Genomic DNA, 15,774 nt, shown 5'->3' on the forward strand with positions numbered 1-15,774 from the left:
CGCATTCAGTCAAACGTTTTCGAAAACGTTCTTCGCTCGTTACCATCGCCTCGTGCAGCACAGGGCGACGATCGGCGACGTGGCCGCGGCGGCCGGCGTCTCGGTGGCGACCGTGTCGAAGGCGATCAACGGCCGGTACGGCGTCGGCAGCGACACGGCGGCCCGCGTGCTCGCCGTCGCGAACGAGCTCGGCTACGCCTCGAGCCTCGGCGCGAGCAGCATGCGGTCGTCCCGCACCGGCGTCGTCGGCGTCTTCATCGCGGCGTTCGAGCCGTTCTCGACCGAGGTCATGAAGGGGATCGGCGTCGCCCTCGGGGGCAGCGGCAGCGACCTGCTCGCCTACAGCAGCCTGACCGGCAACGAGCACGACGGCTGGGAGCGCCGCTCGCTGTCGCGGCTCTCCGGCACCCTCGACGGCGCGATCCTCGTGGCGCCGACGGTCGTCGACCTGCCGGGCGCCATCCCGCTCGTCGCGATCGACCCGCACACCGGCCCGGCCGGTCTGCCGACCGTCGACTCGGACGGGTTCGCCGGCGCCCGCCTCGCCGTGTCCCACCTCGTGGAGCTCGGCCACCGGCGGATCGGGTTCGTCGCGGGCCGCCCCGACCTCCGCTCCGCGCTGCTGCGCGAGGCGGGCTACCGCCGGGCGCTCGAGGACGCGGGCATCCCCTTCGACGCCTCCCTCGTGCGGCAGGGCAACTACGAGCAGAAGACGAGCCGCGAGGCCGCGACCGCGCTGCTCGACCTGCCGGAGCGGCCGACCGCGGTGTTCGCCGCGAACGACCTCTCCGCCATCGCGACCGTGCAGGTCGCGCAGACGCGCGGGCTGGTCGTGCCTCGCGACCTGTCGGTCGTCGGCTTCGACGACGTACCCGAGGCGGCGCGGGCCGATCCGCCGCTGACGACCGTGCGGCAGTCCATGCAGCAGCTCGGGAACGAGGCCGTGGCGATGCTGCTCGCGCTCATCGCGGGCCAGGAGCTGCGGCGCCCGCACGTCACCCTCGCGACGCGGCTGGTCGAGCGCCGCACGACCGCGCCGCCCTCTGCGCCCCCGAGCTGATCCGCGCCCGAGCTGAGCCGCGCCCGCGCCGAGCCGTGCCCGCACCCCGCGAATGTTGTGGTTCGCACCATATCCGCGTGGTTGGATGGGGCGGTCCGCCGATCGAAGCCGGATCGGCCAGTCGGAGTGCGAAGGAGCGCCCTATGCCTCGAGGTCCCGTGTCCGTCCAGCTGTACTCGGTCAGGGACCGGCTCTCCGAGGACCTCGAGGGCACGCTCCAGCGCCTCGCCGACCTCGGCTTCACGAGCGTCGAGCCCTACGGCGCGTTCGTCGTCGGGTCCGACGCGTACGTCGCCGCGCTGGCCAACACCGGCCTCTCGGCGCCCTCCGCCCACGCGGGCGTGCTCACCCTCGACGACCCGTCGCCGGCGTTCGAGGCGGCGCGCGCCATCGGCGTGCGCACCCTGATCGACCCGGCGCACCGCACGGACGACTGGGAGTCCATCGACGGCGTCGCGCGGATCGCGGAGCGCATCAACCGGGCCGCCGAGCAGGCGCGCGAGTACGGCCTGACCTTCGGCTACCACAACCACTGGTGGGAGCTCGAGGCCCGCCCGAACGGCACCCCCGCGCTCGAGCTGCTCGCCGAGCGCCTCGACGACTCGGTCGTGCTCGAGGTCGACACGTACTGGGTCGAGGTCGGCGGCGTGAGCGCGCCGGACCTCCTCGCGCGCCTCGGCGACCGCGTGCAGCTGATCCACGTCAAGGACGGCGACAAGAGCCGCGACGTCAAGGCGCAGCAGCCGGCCGGCGAGGGCGCGATGGACATCCCCGCGGTGCTCGCCGCCGCGCCGCAGGCCGTGCGCGTGCTCGAGTTCGACGACTACGCGGGCGACACGGTCGACGGCCTCGCCGCCTCCCTCGCCTACGTCAACACGGTGGACGCGGGGTCGGGCGAGTGAGCACGACGAGCGGGACGGTCGGGGTGGGCGTCATCGGCGCCGGCGTCATCAGCGCGCAGTACCTCGGCAACCTGACCACGTTCCCGGACCTCGAGGTCCGCTTCGTGGCCGACATCGACCTGGAGCGCGCGAAGGCGCGGGCCGACGAGTTCGGCGTGCCCGCCTCCGGCACGGTCGAGCAGCTGCTCGCCGACGACGGCATCGACATCGTCGTCAACCTGACGCTGCCCTCCGTGCACGCCGAGGTGGACCTGGCGATCCTCGCCGCCGGGAAGCACGTGTGGAGCGAGAAGCCGATCGCGACGAACGCGGAGGACGCCCGGCGCGTGCTCGCCGCCGCCGAGGAGGCGGGCCTCCGCGTCGCGGTCGCGCCCGACACCCTGCTCGGGGCCGGCCTGCAGACCGCGTTCCGCGCGATCGCGGACGGCCGCATCGGCGACCCGCAGACCGCGACCACGATGGTGCTGAACCCGGGGCCGGACCGCTGGCACCCGGCGCCCGAGTTCCTGTTCCAGGCCGGCGGCGGCCCGCTGCTCGACCTCGGCCCGTACTACCTGTCGACGCTCGTCACTGTGTTCGGCTCGGTCGTGCGCGTGTCCGCCATCGGCTCGATCGCCCGCCCCGAGCGGGTCGTCGAGTCCGGGCCGCGCGCCGGTACGACGTTCGAGGTGACCGTGCCCACGCACTCGGCGCTGCTGCTCGAGTTCGAAGGCGGCGCCTCCGCGCAGGCGACGTTCTCCTTCCAGTCCGCGATCCCGCGCCCGGGCTTCTTCGAGATCACCGGGACGACCGGCGCGATCGTGCTGCCCGACCCGAACATGTTCGAGGGCGACAGCGAGCTGTGGACGCTCGCGTCGTGGAAGGGCGTCACCGGCCACGACCGGCCGACGCCCGAGCGCATCCCCGCCGAGGGCGCCACGCAGTCGCGCGGCCTCGGCGTGCTCGAGCTCGCCCGCGCGATCCGGGCCGGCGTGCCCGAGCGCGCGTCCGGCGCGCTCGCCGCGCACGTGCTCGACGTGATGCTCGCAGCGGCGGAGGCGTCCGAGACGCACCGCGCGGTCGAGGTCGCGAGCCGGGTCGCGGCGCCCGCGCCGCTGCCGGCCGACTGGAACCCCACCGAGAGGACCCTCGCATGACGGACGCCCCCACCACCGCCCCGCTCCGCATCGGGGTCATCGGGGTGGGCGTGATCAGCGCCCAGTACTTCGCCTCCTTCCCGTCGCTGCCCGGGCTCCGGCTCGTCGCGGTGGCCGACCTCGACATGGCGCGCGCCGCGCAGGTCGCCGAGGAGCAGGGCGTCGAGGCGCGGACGGTGGACGAGCTGCTCGCCTCCGACGACGTCGACGCGGTGCTGAACCTCACGATCCCCGCGGTGCACGTCGAGGTCGGCACCCGGATCCTCGAGTCCGGCAAGCACGTCTTCGCGGAGAAGCCGCTCGCGCTCAGCCCGGACGAGGCGGCGCCCATGCTGGCGCTCGCCGAGGAGCGGGGCCTGCGGGTCGGCAGCGCGCCGGACACGGTCCTCGGCACGGGCATCCAGACGGCCCGTCGGCTGATCGACGACGGCGCGATCGGGCAGGTGCTCACGGCGGACGCCCACTGGAGCGCCCCCGGCCACGAGCGCTGGCACCCGAACCCGTTCTTCTACTACCTGCCGGGCGGCGGGCCGCTGCTCGACATGGGCCCGTACTACCTGACCGCGCTCGTCACGATGCTCGGCCCGGTCGTCCGCGTCTCGGGCGTCAGCATCCGGTCGCCGCGCGAGCGCACCGTGGGCACCGGCTCGCGGGCGGGCGAGGCGGTGCCGGTGTCCGTCGACACGGGCGTCTCCGGCATCCTCGAGCACGCGAGCGGCGCGGTCTCCCGCGTCTCGTTCTCGTTCGACACCTGGGCGACGCGCACGCCGCTGTTCGAGGTGCACGGCACCGAGGGCACGATCGCCGTGCCGGACCCCAACCGGTTCGACGACCCGGTGGAGGCGTGGACGACGGCCGACCAGGAGTGGCGGACCGTCGAGCCGAACGCCGGCTACGCCGGCGCCGGCCGCGGCTACGGCCTCGCGGACATGGCGCGCGCGATCGCGACCGACCGGCCGCACCGCGCCTCCGGGGCGCTCGCGCAGCACGTGCTCGAGATCATGGACGCGATCCCGCGCAGCTCGACCGAGCATGCGGTGATCACGCTGACGACGACGGTCGACCGCCCCGAGGCGGTCCCGGAGGGCGCGACCCCCGACTCCTGGTAGCCGCGCGGTTCCTTCCTCCATCCGGGGATCCGGGCGCTTCGTGCGCAGATCCCCGGATGGAGGAAGGAACGGCTAGAGGGTGACCCAGTCGCCGCGGCTGTCCTCGATCGCCGCGAGGATCTTCTGCACCGCGAGGCCGTCGGCGAACGACGGCTCGGGGGCGCGGCCCTCGACGATCGCGTCGGTGAAGTCCTTCACCTCGTGCGTGAAGGTGTGCTCGTAGCCGAGGCCGTGCCCGGCCGGCCACCAGGCGCCCACGTAGGGGTGCTCGGGCTCCGTGACGAGGATGCGGCGGAAGCCGCTCTCGACCGCCGGCTCGGTGAAGTCGAGGAACTCCAGCTCGTTCATCCGCTCGAAGTCGAACGCGAGCGAGCCCTTCGAGCCGTTCAGCTCGATCCGCATCGCGTTCTTCCGGCCCGCAGCGAACCGGGTCGCCTCGAAGGTGGCGAGCGCGCCGCCGTCGGTGCGGCCGACCCAGACGGCCGCGTCGTCGACCGTGACCTCGCCGCGCTCCTCGGAGCCCCGGGCGGTGAGGCCGCCGGTCTGCTCCGCCAGCTTCGGCCGGGTCTTCACGAACGTCTCCGTGATGCCGGTCAGCCCGGTGAGGCGCTGCCCGGTCAGGAACGTCGCGAGGTCGATGATGTGCGCGCCGATGTCGCCGAGCGCGCCGGAGCCCGCCGCGTCCTTGTCGAGCCGCCACACGAGCGGGAACTCCGGATCGGCGATCCAGTCCTGCAGGTACACCGCGCGGATGTGCCGGATCTCGCCGATCCGCCCCTCGTCCACGAGCCGCTTCGCGTACGCGAGCGCGGGCGTGCGGCGGTAGGAGAACCCGGCCATCGACCGGACCCCGCGGGCGCTGGCGGCCTCGGCCGCCGCGACCATGCGCTCCGCGCCCGCCACCGAGTTCGCGAGCGGCTTCTCGCACAGCACGTGCTTGCCCGCCTCCAGCGCGCCGATGGCGATGTCGACGTGGCTGTCGCCCGGCGTGCACACGTCGACGACGTGGATGTCCGGATCGGCGACCGCGTCGCGCCAGTCGGCGAGCACGTTCGGGATCCCGAACGCGTCCGCGAAGGCCTGCGTGTTCTTCCGGTTCCGCCCGATCACGTGCGTGACGCGGGCGGGCGTGCCGAAGAACTTCGCGGCCTGCGCCCAGCCGGCCGTGTGGATGCGGCCCATGAAGGCGTAGCCGGCGACGGCGACGTTCAGCGTCTCGGGCATGGTCACGCCTTCGTGGAGAAGGCCGCGTCGAACGCGGCGGCGGGCGGCTGGATGGTGTTCAGCTTCCGGACGATCTCGAGCGCCTCGGGCGCACCGACGGTGCGCTCCATGCCGGCGTCCTCCCACTCGACCGAGGTCGGGCCGTCGTAGCCGATCGCGTTCAGCGTGCGGAAGATGCGCTCCCACGGCACCTCGCCGTGGCCGACGGACACGAAGTCCCAGCCGCGGCGCGGGTCCGCCCAGGGCAGGTGGCTGCCGAGGCGGCCGTTGCGGCCGTCGAGGTGCGTCACCGACTCCTTGCAGTGCACGTGGAAGATCCGGTCCGCGAAGTCCTGGAGGAACATCGACGGGTCGAGCTGCTGCCACACGAAGTGCGACGGGTCGAAGTTGAACCCGAACGCCGGGTGGTCGATCGCCTCGAGCGCCCGCTTCGCCGTCCAGTAGTCGTAGGCGATCTCGGTCGGGTGGATCTCGAGCGCGAACCGCACGCCGTTCTCCTGGAACGCGTCGAGGATCGGCGTCCAGCGCGTGACGAAGTCGTCGAAGCCCTTCTGCACGAACGCGTCGGAGGCGGGCGGGAACATCGCGACCGCGTGCCAGATCGACGAGCCGGTGAAGCCGGTGACCGTCTTCACGCCCATCGCCTTCGCGGCCTTCGCCGTCGTGATCATCTCCGCGGCCGCGCGCTGCCGCACGCCCTCGGGGTCGCCGTCGCCCCACACGCGGTCGGACAGGATGTCGCGGTGCCGCTCGTCGATGGGGGAGTCGCACACGGCCTGGCCGAGCAGGTGGTTGGAGATCGTCCAGACCTGCAGGCCGTTCCGCTCGAGGATCGCCTTGCGGTCGGCGACGTAGTCGGGGTCCTCCGCTGCGCGGACGACGTCGAGGTGGTCGCCCCAGCTGGCGATCTCGAGGCCGTCGTAGCCCCACTCGCCCGCCATCCGCGCCACCTCCTCGAACGGCAGATCGGCCCACTGGCCGGTGAACAGGGTCACGGGTCGCGTCATCGCGCTCCTCCTTCTCCTCTTTCTCTGGGTATGGGTGGGTCGGCGGACGGGATCAGTCCGCGGCCGGGCGGGCGGCCCAGAGCAGGCCCTGCTCGATGATCTTCCGGACCGACGGGTCCTGCACGATCTCGAGCCGGTGGCCAGGCGTCGAGACGACGATCCGGCCCTTCCCCCACTGGCGGGTCCACACGGCCGGGAAGGTGACGGGGCGGTCCCAGGCGTCCCAGTCGCGCTTCGCCTGCGTGGTCGTCGCGAGCACCTGGTTGTACTCGTCGGACAGCACCCAGTACTGCTCCGTGGTGAGCTCGAAGTCGTCGACGCCCGCCGTGACGGGGTGGCTGCGGCCGAGGTCCGTGATGTTCACGGTGTAGTCCTCGTAGTTGTCGGACTGCTCGCCCGTCGCCTCCTCCGGCGGCCGGACGGAGGCGTGGTGCGCGAACTGCCCGCCGATCAGCTGCAGGTAGTCGGCGCTGTTCCGGTAGGAGTCGGCGATGCCGCCGTGCCAGCCGACCATCCCGGTGCCGGCGCGGACCGTCGCGATGAGGCCGGCGAGCGCCTCCTTCGAGATCTCGGACATCGTGACGACCTGCACGATCAGGTCGACCCCGGCCATGCGCTCGGCGTCGGCGTAGACCTCGTTCGACTCCTCGATCACGACGGAGAAGCCGTGGTCCTCGAGGAAGCCGACGAACGAGTCGGTGGTCTCGACGGGCATGTGCCCGTCCCAGCCGCCGCGGACGATCAGGGCGTTGCGCGTGGTCATGCGGTCCTTCCTGCGGCGCCGGCCGGCCAGGCCGACACCAGGTGCTCGGCGACGCGGAACGCGTTCGCCACGATCGTCAGCGTCGGGTTGACGCTGCCGTTGGTCGGGTGCAGCGACGAGTCGCACACGACGATCCGCCGCGAGCCCCACGGCCGGCCGAACGGGTCGGTCGCGCTGTCCGCGGGGTCCTTCCCCATCCTGGCCGTCCCGCATGAGTGCTCGCCCGCGGCCGACGCGGTGGCGGTGCCGCGCTGGCGGAACACGTCCCCGGCGCCCGCGGCGAGCAGCCACTCCTCGCCGTGCACGGCCATGCCGTCCTCCACCTCGACGGAGGCGCGGTGGACGAGCTTGCGGAGCGCGGCGCCCGGCCGCCCCCACCGGTCGCGCACGTCGGCGAGCGTCACGCGCGAGGTCGGCATCGGCACCTCCTGCCCCATGCCGAAGACGCCGAAGACGTTGGCGCGGTCGCCCGCCATCCACGACTTGTGGCCCGCGCCCCAGCGGGGCACGCCGGGCAGCGGGTTCGACGCCCAGGTGAGCGGCAGCAGCCCCATCAGGTCGACGAGCACGCCGCCGCCCCACGGGATCGTCTCGGCGTGCACGTGGTCGAGCGTCGCGACGGAGTGGCCGGGGCCGATGTACGGCTTCACCGGCCGCTGCACCGTCCCGAGCATGGTGACGAACCGGTGGTCGTGCAGGTGCCGGCCCATGTGGTCGTTGCCGATGCCGCTCGCGAGCAGCAGCCTCGCCGTCTCGACCGCGCCGGCGGCGACCACGACGACCTCGGCGTCCACCTCGAGCTCGACGGGGGTCCCGGAGGCGCCCGCCATCACCGTGACGGCGGCCCGGTCGGCGCCGTCGCGCACCTCGACCACCTCGGAGTCGTAGAGCACGTCGAGGTTCCCGGTCGCGGCCGCGCGGGGGAGGAAGGTGTTGTGGCTGCCGTTCTTCGCGTTCACCGGGCAGGCGTGGCCGACGCACTGCGGGCAGCGGACGCAGGCGGGCCGGCCGGCGTGCGGCACGCTGTTCAGCGCGAGCGGGATCGGCCCCCAGCCCCAGCCGAGGCGGTCGGCCGCGTCGGCGAGCAGCTCGCGGGCGGGTTCGGTGCCGAACGGCGGCATCGGGTAGCCGGCGGTGCGCGGGGTCCGCGCGGTGAGCGCGCCCTCCTCGCCGGCGACGCCGAGCTCCTGCTCCGCGCGGAAGTAGTAGGGCTCCATCTCGTCGTAGGAGACGGGCCAGTCGACGAGGCTCGCACCGTCGGGGTTCCCGTAGACCGACCGCATCCGGAAGTCGTCGGGCATGAACCGCCAGGCCATGCCCTGCCAGATGCGGGTGCCGCCGCCCATGATGTCGGCGTTCAGCCCGTACAGCCAGGCGTCGTCGGTGCCGTCGAGCACGCGATCGCCCTCGGGCAGGATCGCGACGCGCGGGTGGCCGGCGCCGGGGCCGGCGGTCGGGCGGTAGACGGCGTTGCGCTTGCCCCGGAGGTGGTCGCCGCGGAGCGCGGCGTTCGGCACCCGGGCCGCGCGCTCGATCACGAGGACGCTGCGGCCGGCCTCGGTCAGCAGCTGGGCGGCCACGCCGCCGCCCGGCCCGCTGCCGATCACGACCGCGTCGTACGAGCGGCGGACGCCGCCCGGGCCGACGTCGGGCACGAGGTCCGGCTCGACCGGCGTGACGCCGACCGGCACCGCGCGGAAGCCGACGAGGTCGAGGCCGGCGGGTGCCGCGCCCTCGCGCGCCGCGTAGTAGCCCTCGAAGGTCACGCGGCGCAGGGCCGCGAAGTCGTCGTCGTGCTCGATCCCGCGCAGCAGCTCGTCCTGCCGCGCGGGCGGGAGGTCGGCGAACGGCCGATCGCCCGCGAGGCCGTCGAGGCGCTCCGCGAGACGGGCGAGCGCGGGCTCGGCCCAGGCGAGGTCGGGGGAGTCGGCGAGGTAGGCGTCGACGCCGCCCTCCCAGCCGCCGGGCCACCGGTCGGCGGGGATGACGCGGTCGACGGCGGCGCGAATCGCGTTCGGGACGTGCACAGCAGCTCCAGGAGGTGGCGCCGATCCGCAGAAACGGACCGACACGCCGCGGAGTCGGGGCGACCCCGCGGCGTGTCGGTCGGGTTCTGCGGATCCGCGGAGGAAATGCGGATCCGCGGAGGTGCTAGCGGCCGGCGAGCGACCCGCCGATGCCCCCGACGCTGAAGTAGCGGTTGAGGAACACGAACAGCAGGACGGGCGGCAGCATCATCACGACCGCGACGGCCATGACGGATCCCCAGTCGGCCGCGTTCTGCTGGAAGAACGTGTTGAGGCCGATCGGCAGGGTGTACTTCGTGGAGTCCTGCAGGAAGAGCAGCGCGATCAGGTAGTCGTTCCAGGCCAGCAGGAACGAGAAGATCGCGGTGGACAGGATGCCCGGCAGGGAGTTGCGCAGCACGATGCGGCGGAAGCCGCCGAACACGCTGGCGCCGTCCATCCACGCCGCCTCCTCGAGGGAGATCGGGATGGAGTCGAAGTAGGCCGCCATCATCCAGATCGCGACCGACATCGTCGACCCGATGTAGACGATCGCGACGCCCGGGAGCGTGTTGATCAGCCCGAGCACCGAGAAGGTGATGAACAGCGGGATCGCCGCCGTCACGACGGGCAGCGCCTGGACGATGAACAGGACCAGCGAGTACCCCGACACCAGCCGGTTCCGGAGCCGCGAGAGCACGTAGCCGGCCGGCGCGGCGATCGCCACGGCGACCACCACGGTGACGACCGCGACGAGCAGGCTGTTGCCGAGCCACAGCAGCACGTCGGTGCCGGTGAACACGCGCTCGAAGTTCTCGAAGGTGAAGCCGGTCTGGGTGCTGCCCTGGCCGGGCTGCACCGAGAGCAGGAACACGACGAAGATCGGCACGATCACGATCGCGGTGATCACGAGGATCAGCGCGAAGCGCCACCACTGGCCCTTCTGCTCGCGCTCGCGGACCGACCGGCGCTTGACCTGGCCGAGCGTCGCCGAGGTGGCGCCGCCGACCGCGATGGGCTGTCCGCTCATTCGATGTTCACCTTCTTGATCTGCTGGTACAGCACGGTGGAGATGATCACCAGCACGGCGGTCATCAGGAACGCGATCGCCGTCGCGGGTCCCGTCTGCAGGTTCTGGAACGCGAACTGGTACGCGAGCACGATCAGCGAGCTCGTCGCGCCGACGGGGCCGCCCTGGGTCAGCAGGAAGATCGTCGGGAAGTCGTTGACGCAGAAGATCGTCATGAGGACCCAGCTGATGTAGGTCGTCCTCGAGATGATCGGCAGGGTGACGCCGGTGAACGCCTGCCACCCGGTGGCGCCGTCCATCTTTGCGGCCTCGTAGACGTTGGTGTCCACCGACGCGAGCGCCGACGACATCATCATCATCATGAACGGGAAGCTGATCCACACCTTGAAGACGCAGACCACGACCTGAGCGAGCACGGGGTCGCCGAGGAAGTTCGCGTCGCCGAGGCCGAAGTTGCCGAGGATCGTCGGGATCGGCGACTGCGGCGTCGCGACGAGCCAGTTCCAGCTCGTCGCCGAGACGACGACGGGCACGATCCAGGGCAGCAGGAGCAGCACCTTGAAGACGCCGCCGCCCGGGATGCGGGTGCGCAGCAGCAGCGCGAGCCCGAGCCCGATGGCCCACGAGCCGAACACGCCCGTGATCGTGAAGATCAGCGTGAAGATCGCGCTCGCACGGAACTGGTCGGACGTGAGCACGTCGACGTAGTTCTGCAGCCCGACGAACGGCGCGTCCGTCGGCAGGGTCGACGGCGTCCCGTTCTGCAGCGACTGCAGCAGGGAGTAGACGACCGGGAAGACGTTGAGCAGGACGAGCAGGATCAGGGACGGCAGCGCGAAGAGCGTCAGCGTCAGGCCTGCGCGGCCGAGCGGCGAGCTCGGCCTCTTGGAACGTGGTTGCGGCCCGCGGCCGCCCGGCGCGACGCCGCGCCGAGCCTTCTGGAGCCGTTCGGGGAGGGTGTCAGTCGACAAGGGTGCCTCTTCTCGAACGCCGGGTGGCGGGACCCCGCTGGGGCCCCGCCACCCGGTCCGGTCTCGGAACGATCAGCGGATCAGGCGGCCGACTCGAGCGCCTTCTGCAGCGTCTCGAGGGCGGCCTTCGCCGTCACCTTGCCGCCGAGGACGGCCTGGGCGAAGTTGATCGTCGGCTGCGTGCCGTCGACCTTCGTGACGTTCAGGAACACCGTGTTCTGACCCGGCGCACCCCACGTCTTCGAGATGGGCTGCCAGACGTCGAGGATCTTCTTGTTGTCGACGTCGTTCTTGTACGCCTCATCCGCGATGGACTTGAGCACCGGCAGGCCGATGCCGGTCTTCTTGGTCCAGAGCGTCTTCATGTTCTGGTAGTAGTACGTCAGGAACGCCTCCGAGGCCTCCTGGCTCGGGGTGTTCTTGTACATCATGATGTTGTTCGGGAAGTAGAGCGCGCCCTTCTTCCCGGTCGGCCCGGTCAGCGGGTCGGCGACCACGAGGTCCTTCGCGACGTCGGCCTTGATGTTCGGCTTCGCACCCGCGCCGTCCCAGATGCCGGCGAACTTCTTCGCGCTGACCTGCGCGTAGAAGTTGTCGCTCGTGTAGGTGGCCGCGCGCGGGTCGGAGTAGCCGTTCTTCACGAGGCTGATCACCCAGTCGACCGCCTGGATGTTCGCCTCGGTGACGACGTCCGGCTTCTGGTCGGCGTTGAAGAGACCGCCGCCGTTGTTGATCATGTGCGCCACGATCTGGTGGAAGCCGGTGAAGGCGCCCGCGCCGGAGCGCGTGCCGTAGCCGTAGACGCCGAGCTTCTTGACCTTGCGGCACATCTCCTCGTAGGAGTCCCAGTCCGTCGGGGTGTCCGCGCCGGCCTGCTCGAGCAGCGCCTTGTTGTACCAGAGGACGCGCATGTCGAGGTTGTAGGGGACGGCCGCGTAGCCCTTGTCCGACTTCAGGGTGTCCACGACGCCCGGCAGGAAGTCGTCGTAGATGCCGTTCTTCTTCCACGAGTCGAGCAGGTCGTCCGCGTACGCGATCTTGCCCTGGCTCTCGAACAGGAAGGCCTGGGTGCCGCCGCCGGAGGAGACGGCCGGGCCGTTGTTCGCGGCGACCGCGGTGGAGAACGACTGGATGAAGTTCGCCCACTGGATCTGCTGGTACTGGACCGAGCCGAAGCCGCTCTTCGGCTTGTAGGCCGCGGCGATCCGCTTGTCCTCGGTGAGGAACGCCGGGGGGCCCCACGGCATGTTCCAGAACTTCAGCGGCTTGCTGGCGTTGCCGCCGCCACCGCCACCGCCACCACCGTTCGAGCTGCAGGCGGCGAGGAAGCCGACTGCGGCCGCGCTGACGCCCGCGCCGAGCAGCGTGCGCCTGGTGAAGCCGGATCCGGAGGGAAGAGATGCCATCGTCGGTGTCCTCTCCGACGCCCGGTGCTTCTTCGCCCGGTGCGTCGTCGTTCGTCGTCGAACTGCTGTGCTTCGCCGGGACCACGGCGGTCCGGCGGGGGTCAGTTTTGTTGCGGTTCCCGACGATGTCAACGAAAACTTCCGCGAGTCGACATCTCGATCCGGTCACGACGGGGCGGCTGCGAGGGCGGCCCGAGCGGGCGCCGCCGTGCTGTCGCGCACCACGAGGTGCGTCGCGAGCTCGAGCCGCGGCTGGTCCACCGGCTCGCCCGCCGCGTACTTCAGCACGATCCGGGTCGCCTCCTCGGCCATCCGCCGGATCGGCTGGTGCACGCTCGTGAGCCGCGGCCGCGCCCACGTCGCGACCTGGGTGTCGTCGTAGCCGACGACCGAGAGGTCCTCCGGCACGCGCAGCCCGCGCTCGGCCGCGACCTCGATGACGCCGAGCGCCTGCAGGTCGTTGCCGGCGAACACCGCGGTGGGCCGGTCGGCCCCCGCGAGCAGGCGCTCCGCGGCGGCGCGTCCGCCGGTCGGGAGGAAGTCGCCCATGAGCACCTCGTGCTCGAGCACCGGCAGCCCTGCGGAGGCCATGGCCGACCGGAACCCGTCGAGCCGCGCCCACGAGCAGAGCATGTGGGTGTGGCCGCTGACCGCGGCGATCCGCGTGTGCCCGAGCTCGATGAGGTGCCGCGTGGCCGCGAAACCGCCCGCCCAGTTGGTGGAGCCGACGGACGGGACGTCCGGCGGCAGCTCGCCGGCGGGATCGATCACGACGACCGGGATGCCGCGCGAGGTGAGGCGGTCCTTCATCTTCGGCGTGGGGTCGGTCGAGACGAGCAGCACGCCGGCGGGCCTGCGGCGCAGCACGCCGCTCAGCCAGTGCGGCGCGGGCGCGTGGTGCTCCCCGCTCGGCGAGAGCACGAGGCTCATGCCGGCCCGGTGGGCGACCTCCTGCACCCCCGACATGATCTCGGAGCCCCACGGGTTCGAGAGGTCGGAGAAGACGAGCTCGAGCAGGGTGGAGCCTTTCGAGACGGACCCGCGGCGCTGGTAGTCGTGCTCGTCGAGCAGGGCCTCGATGCGCTGCCGCGTCGTCGGCGCGACGTCCGCGTGCCCGTTCAGCACCTTCGAGATCGTCGACAGGGAGACGCCGGCCTCCTCGGCCAGCATCGCGAGCGTCGTCCGCCCGCCGTCGGCCGCGTCGCCGCTCATGGTGTGCTCCCACCCCCGCGCGTCGGCGCGGGTCTTCCGGTCATTGTGTCGAAACTTTCGGTCCTCGATCAAGAGCGACTCGCGGGCATTCCGGCGGGACCGGTCGCGCAGCCCTCAGCGGAGCGGTCCGGCGGCGGGTGATGATGGGCGCGGCGGTCGCCCGGACCGGCTCGCGGAGTGGAGGCGCAGACATGCGGATCACCGGCTTCGACACGGTGCTCGTCGACTTCTACCGGACCAACCTCGTCCTCGTGGTCCTCACGACGGACGAGGGCGTGACGGGGGTCGCGGAGGCGACGCTCGAGGGTCAGGAGCACGCGGTCGTCGGCGCGGTCCGCCTCCTCGCGGAGAAGGTCGTCGGCCTCGACCCCACGCGGATCCACGCCACGGTGTACGAGCTGCTCCGGGACGGCTACTGGCGGGGCGGCCCGGTCACCATGACCGCGCTCTCCGCCCTCGAGACCGCCATGTGGGACGTGTCGGCCCGAGCGCTCGGGGTGCCGGTGCACCGCCTGCTCGGCGGCCGCGGCCGGGACCGGGTGCGCGCCTACGCGAACGGGTGGTTCTCCGGGGCGAAGGCGCCCGAGGACTTCGCCGCCGCGGCCGTGCGGACGGTCGAGCAGGGCTTCAAAGGCCTCAAGTGGGACCCGTTCGAGGCGGCCGACCTCACCGTCGCGCCGCGGGACCTGCGCCGCATGCTCGAGCCCGTCGCCGCGGTGCGCGAGGCGGTCGGCGACGACGTCGAGCTCTTCATCGACGCGCACGGCCGCTTCGACGTGCCGACCGCGATCCGCGTCGCACGGGCGCTCGAGCCCTACGGCATCGTGTTCCTCGAGGAGCCGACGCCGCCGCTCGGCATCGACGCGCTCGCCGAGGTGCGCTCGAAGTCCCCGGTCGCGATCGCCGCGGGGGAGCGCCTCTTCGGCCGCGACGCGTTCGTGCCCCTGCTCGCGCGGGGCGCGGTCGACTACGTGCAGCCCGACGTCACGCATGCCGGCGGCGTCTCGGAGCTGTCCTTCATCTCGACGCTCGCGTCGGCGTACTCGGTGCCGTTCGCGCCGCACAACCCGAGCGGCCCGCTCAGCACCGCGGCGACGCTGCAGGTGGGCGCGGCGGTGCCGAACTTCCGCTACCTCGAGATCATGGCGGTCGACGTGCCCTGGCGCGGCGACATCTCGGACGAGCACCTCGTGCTCACGCCCGAGGGCGACGTGCTGATCCCCGACCGTCCGGGGCTCGGCATCGAGCTCGACCTCGACGCCATCGCCCTGCACCCCTTCACCCCGCACCCGATGCGCATCTTCGACGACGCGGTCGCGGACATCCGGCCGCCGGACGCCCGCTCGTACTTCCACGCCGAGTGACGGAGCCCGGCGTCCCGAGCGCGGCGCGGCAGCGCCTGCTCGACCGCATCGCGGACCACGTGCTCGAGCACGGCCGGTCGGACCTGAGCCTCAGCGAGCTCGCTCGGGCCGTGGGCTCGAACAACCGCATGCTGCTCTACTACTTCGGCTCGAAGGAGGAGGCGCTGCGGCTGGCGGCGGACGTCGCCTTCGCCCGCTTCCCCCACCTCGAGGGCGCGCTGCGCCGCTTCGCCGACGAGGAGCCCGGCCTCCGCGACCGGCTGCGGCGCGTGTGGGACGACATCGCCCACCCGGAGAACCGCCCGTTCCTCGCGCTGTTCTTCCAGCAGTTCGGCGTCGCGCTCTACCGGCCCGAACGGCACGAGGAGCTGCTCGTGCGGCTCGGCGCCGAATGGGTCGCCGAGGTCCGCGCGGTGCTCGAGCGGGAGGGCTGCGGGGACGCCGCCGACGAGCTCGCGACCCAGCTCGTCGCGGCCTGGCGCGGGCTGCAGTTCGCGCTCCTCTCCGGGACGGACCCCGCGCTGCTGCGCGGCGCGCACGAGCGCCTCGTCGACGCCTTCCCGGCGCCCGGCCGGTAACCCGGC

Annotated in this window: 14 protein-coding genes; 6 read left to right on the forward strand and 8 right to left on the reverse strand. The window is 72.3% G+C overall.

Annotation, left to right across the window (positions count from 1 at the left end; translation table 11 throughout):
- Positions 1-52 precede the first annotated feature (52 nt).
- The 4 genes from D1781_RS04855 (at position 53) to D1781_RS04870 (ending at position 4,207) form a co-directional block, all read left to right on the forward strand.
- On the forward strand, positions 53-1,060 hold the full coding sequence (locus D1781_RS04855; protein WP_119481099.1) for a LacI family DNA-binding transcriptional regulator: 1,008 nt from the start codon (positions 53-55) through the stop codon (positions 1,058-1,060).
- A gap of 143 nt (positions 1,061-1,203) precedes the next feature.
- Positions 1,204-1,962, forward strand: coding sequence for a sugar phosphate isomerase/epimerase family protein (locus tag D1781_RS04860; RefSeq protein WP_119481100.1), 759 nt, complete (start codon positions 1,204-1,206; stop codon positions 1,960-1,962).
- Complete coding sequence (locus D1781_RS04865; RefSeq protein WP_119481101.1) at positions 1,959-3,098, forward strand: Gfo/Idh/MocA family protein; 1,140 nt, start codon at positions 1,959-1,961, stop codon at positions 3,096-3,098. Before D1781_RS04860 ends, D1781_RS04865 begins: the two co-directional genes overlap by 4 nt.
- Positions 3,095-4,207, forward strand: a complete 1,113-nt coding sequence (locus D1781_RS04870) for a Gfo/Idh/MocA family protein (RefSeq protein ID WP_119481102.1) — start codon at positions 3,095-3,097, stop codon at positions 4,205-4,207. The genes D1781_RS04865 and D1781_RS04870 overlap by 4 nt, the downstream gene beginning before the upstream one ends.
- A gap of 72 nt (positions 4,208-4,279) precedes the next feature.
- On the opposite strand, the gene D1781_RS04875 is transcribed toward D1781_RS04870, so the two are convergent.
- The 8 genes from D1781_RS04875 to D1781_RS04910 form a co-directional block, all read right to left on the reverse strand.
- Entirely contained in the window at positions 4,280-5,431 is a 1,152-nt protein-coding gene (locus tag D1781_RS04875; protein WP_119481103.1) for a Gfo/Idh/MocA family protein, read from the reverse strand.
- Positions 5,432-5,433: 2 nt separating this feature from the next.
- The gene (locus tag D1781_RS04880; RefSeq protein ID WP_119481104.1) at positions 5,434-6,438 is read right to left on the reverse strand and encodes a sugar phosphate isomerase/epimerase family protein; all 1,005 of its coding nucleotides are present in this window, start codon (positions 6,436-6,438) and stop codon (positions 5,434-5,436) included.
- 52 nt (positions 6,439-6,490) lie between these two features.
- Positions 6,491-7,201 (reverse strand): ThuA domain-containing protein, encoded by a 711-nt coding sequence (locus D1781_RS04885; RefSeq protein ID WP_119481105.1) that lies wholly within the window; start codon positions 7,199-7,201, stop codon positions 6,491-6,493.
- Positions 7,198-9,228 carry a GMC family oxidoreductase gene (locus D1781_RS04890; RefSeq protein ID WP_158590000.1) on the reverse strand — a complete coding sequence of 677 codons (2,031 nt, stop codon included), beginning with the start codon at positions 9,226-9,228 and terminating at the stop codon, positions 7,198-7,200. Before D1781_RS04890 ends, D1781_RS04885 begins: the two co-directional genes overlap by 4 nt.
- A gap of 124 nt (positions 9,229-9,352) precedes the next feature.
- On the reverse strand, positions 9,353-10,237 hold the full coding sequence (locus D1781_RS04895; RefSeq protein WP_119481107.1) for a carbohydrate ABC transporter permease: 885 nt from the start codon (positions 10,235-10,237) through the stop codon (positions 9,353-9,355).
- Complete coding sequence (locus tag D1781_RS04900) at positions 10,234-11,208, reverse strand: carbohydrate ABC transporter permease (protein WP_119481108.1); 975 nt, start codon at positions 11,206-11,208, stop codon at positions 10,234-10,236. The genes D1781_RS04895 and D1781_RS04900 overlap by 4 nt, the downstream gene beginning before the upstream one ends.
- A gap of 80 nt (positions 11,209-11,288) precedes the next feature.
- Positions 11,289-12,614, reverse strand: coding sequence for an ABC transporter substrate-binding protein (locus tag D1781_RS04905; protein ID WP_119481109.1), 1,326 nt, complete (start codon positions 12,612-12,614; stop codon positions 11,289-11,291).
- A 165-nt stretch (positions 12,615-12,779) separates the two neighbouring features.
- A complete protein-coding gene (locus D1781_RS04910) occupies positions 12,780-13,826 on the reverse strand; it encodes a LacI family DNA-binding transcriptional regulator (protein WP_119481110.1) in 1,047 nt (348 codons plus the stop codon).
- Positions 13,827-14,017: 191 nt separating this feature from the next.
- Here D1781_RS04910 and D1781_RS04915 point away from each other — a divergent pair, with 191 nt between their 5' ends.
- Both D1781_RS04915 and D1781_RS17865 read left to right on the forward strand, forming a co-directional pair.
- The gene (locus D1781_RS04915; RefSeq protein WP_119481111.1) at positions 14,018-15,190 is read left to right on the forward strand and encodes a mandelate racemase/muconate lactonizing enzyme family protein; all 1,173 of its coding nucleotides are present in this window, start codon (positions 14,018-14,020) and stop codon (positions 15,188-15,190) included.
- Positions 15,187-15,768 carry a TetR/AcrR family transcriptional regulator gene (locus D1781_RS17865; RefSeq protein ID WP_233550997.1) on the forward strand — a complete coding sequence of 194 codons (582 nt, stop codon included), beginning with the start codon at positions 15,187-15,189 and terminating at the stop codon, positions 15,766-15,768. The genes D1781_RS04915 and D1781_RS17865 overlap by 4 nt, the downstream gene beginning before the upstream one ends.
- The last annotated feature ends 6 nt before the right edge of the window (positions 15,769-15,774 follow it).

The sequence above is a fragment of the Amnibacterium setariae genome (genome assembly GCF_003581425.1).
GTDB classification, from domain to species: domain Bacteria; phylum Actinomycetota; class Actinomycetes; order Actinomycetales; family Microbacteriaceae; genus Amnibacterium; species Amnibacterium setariae.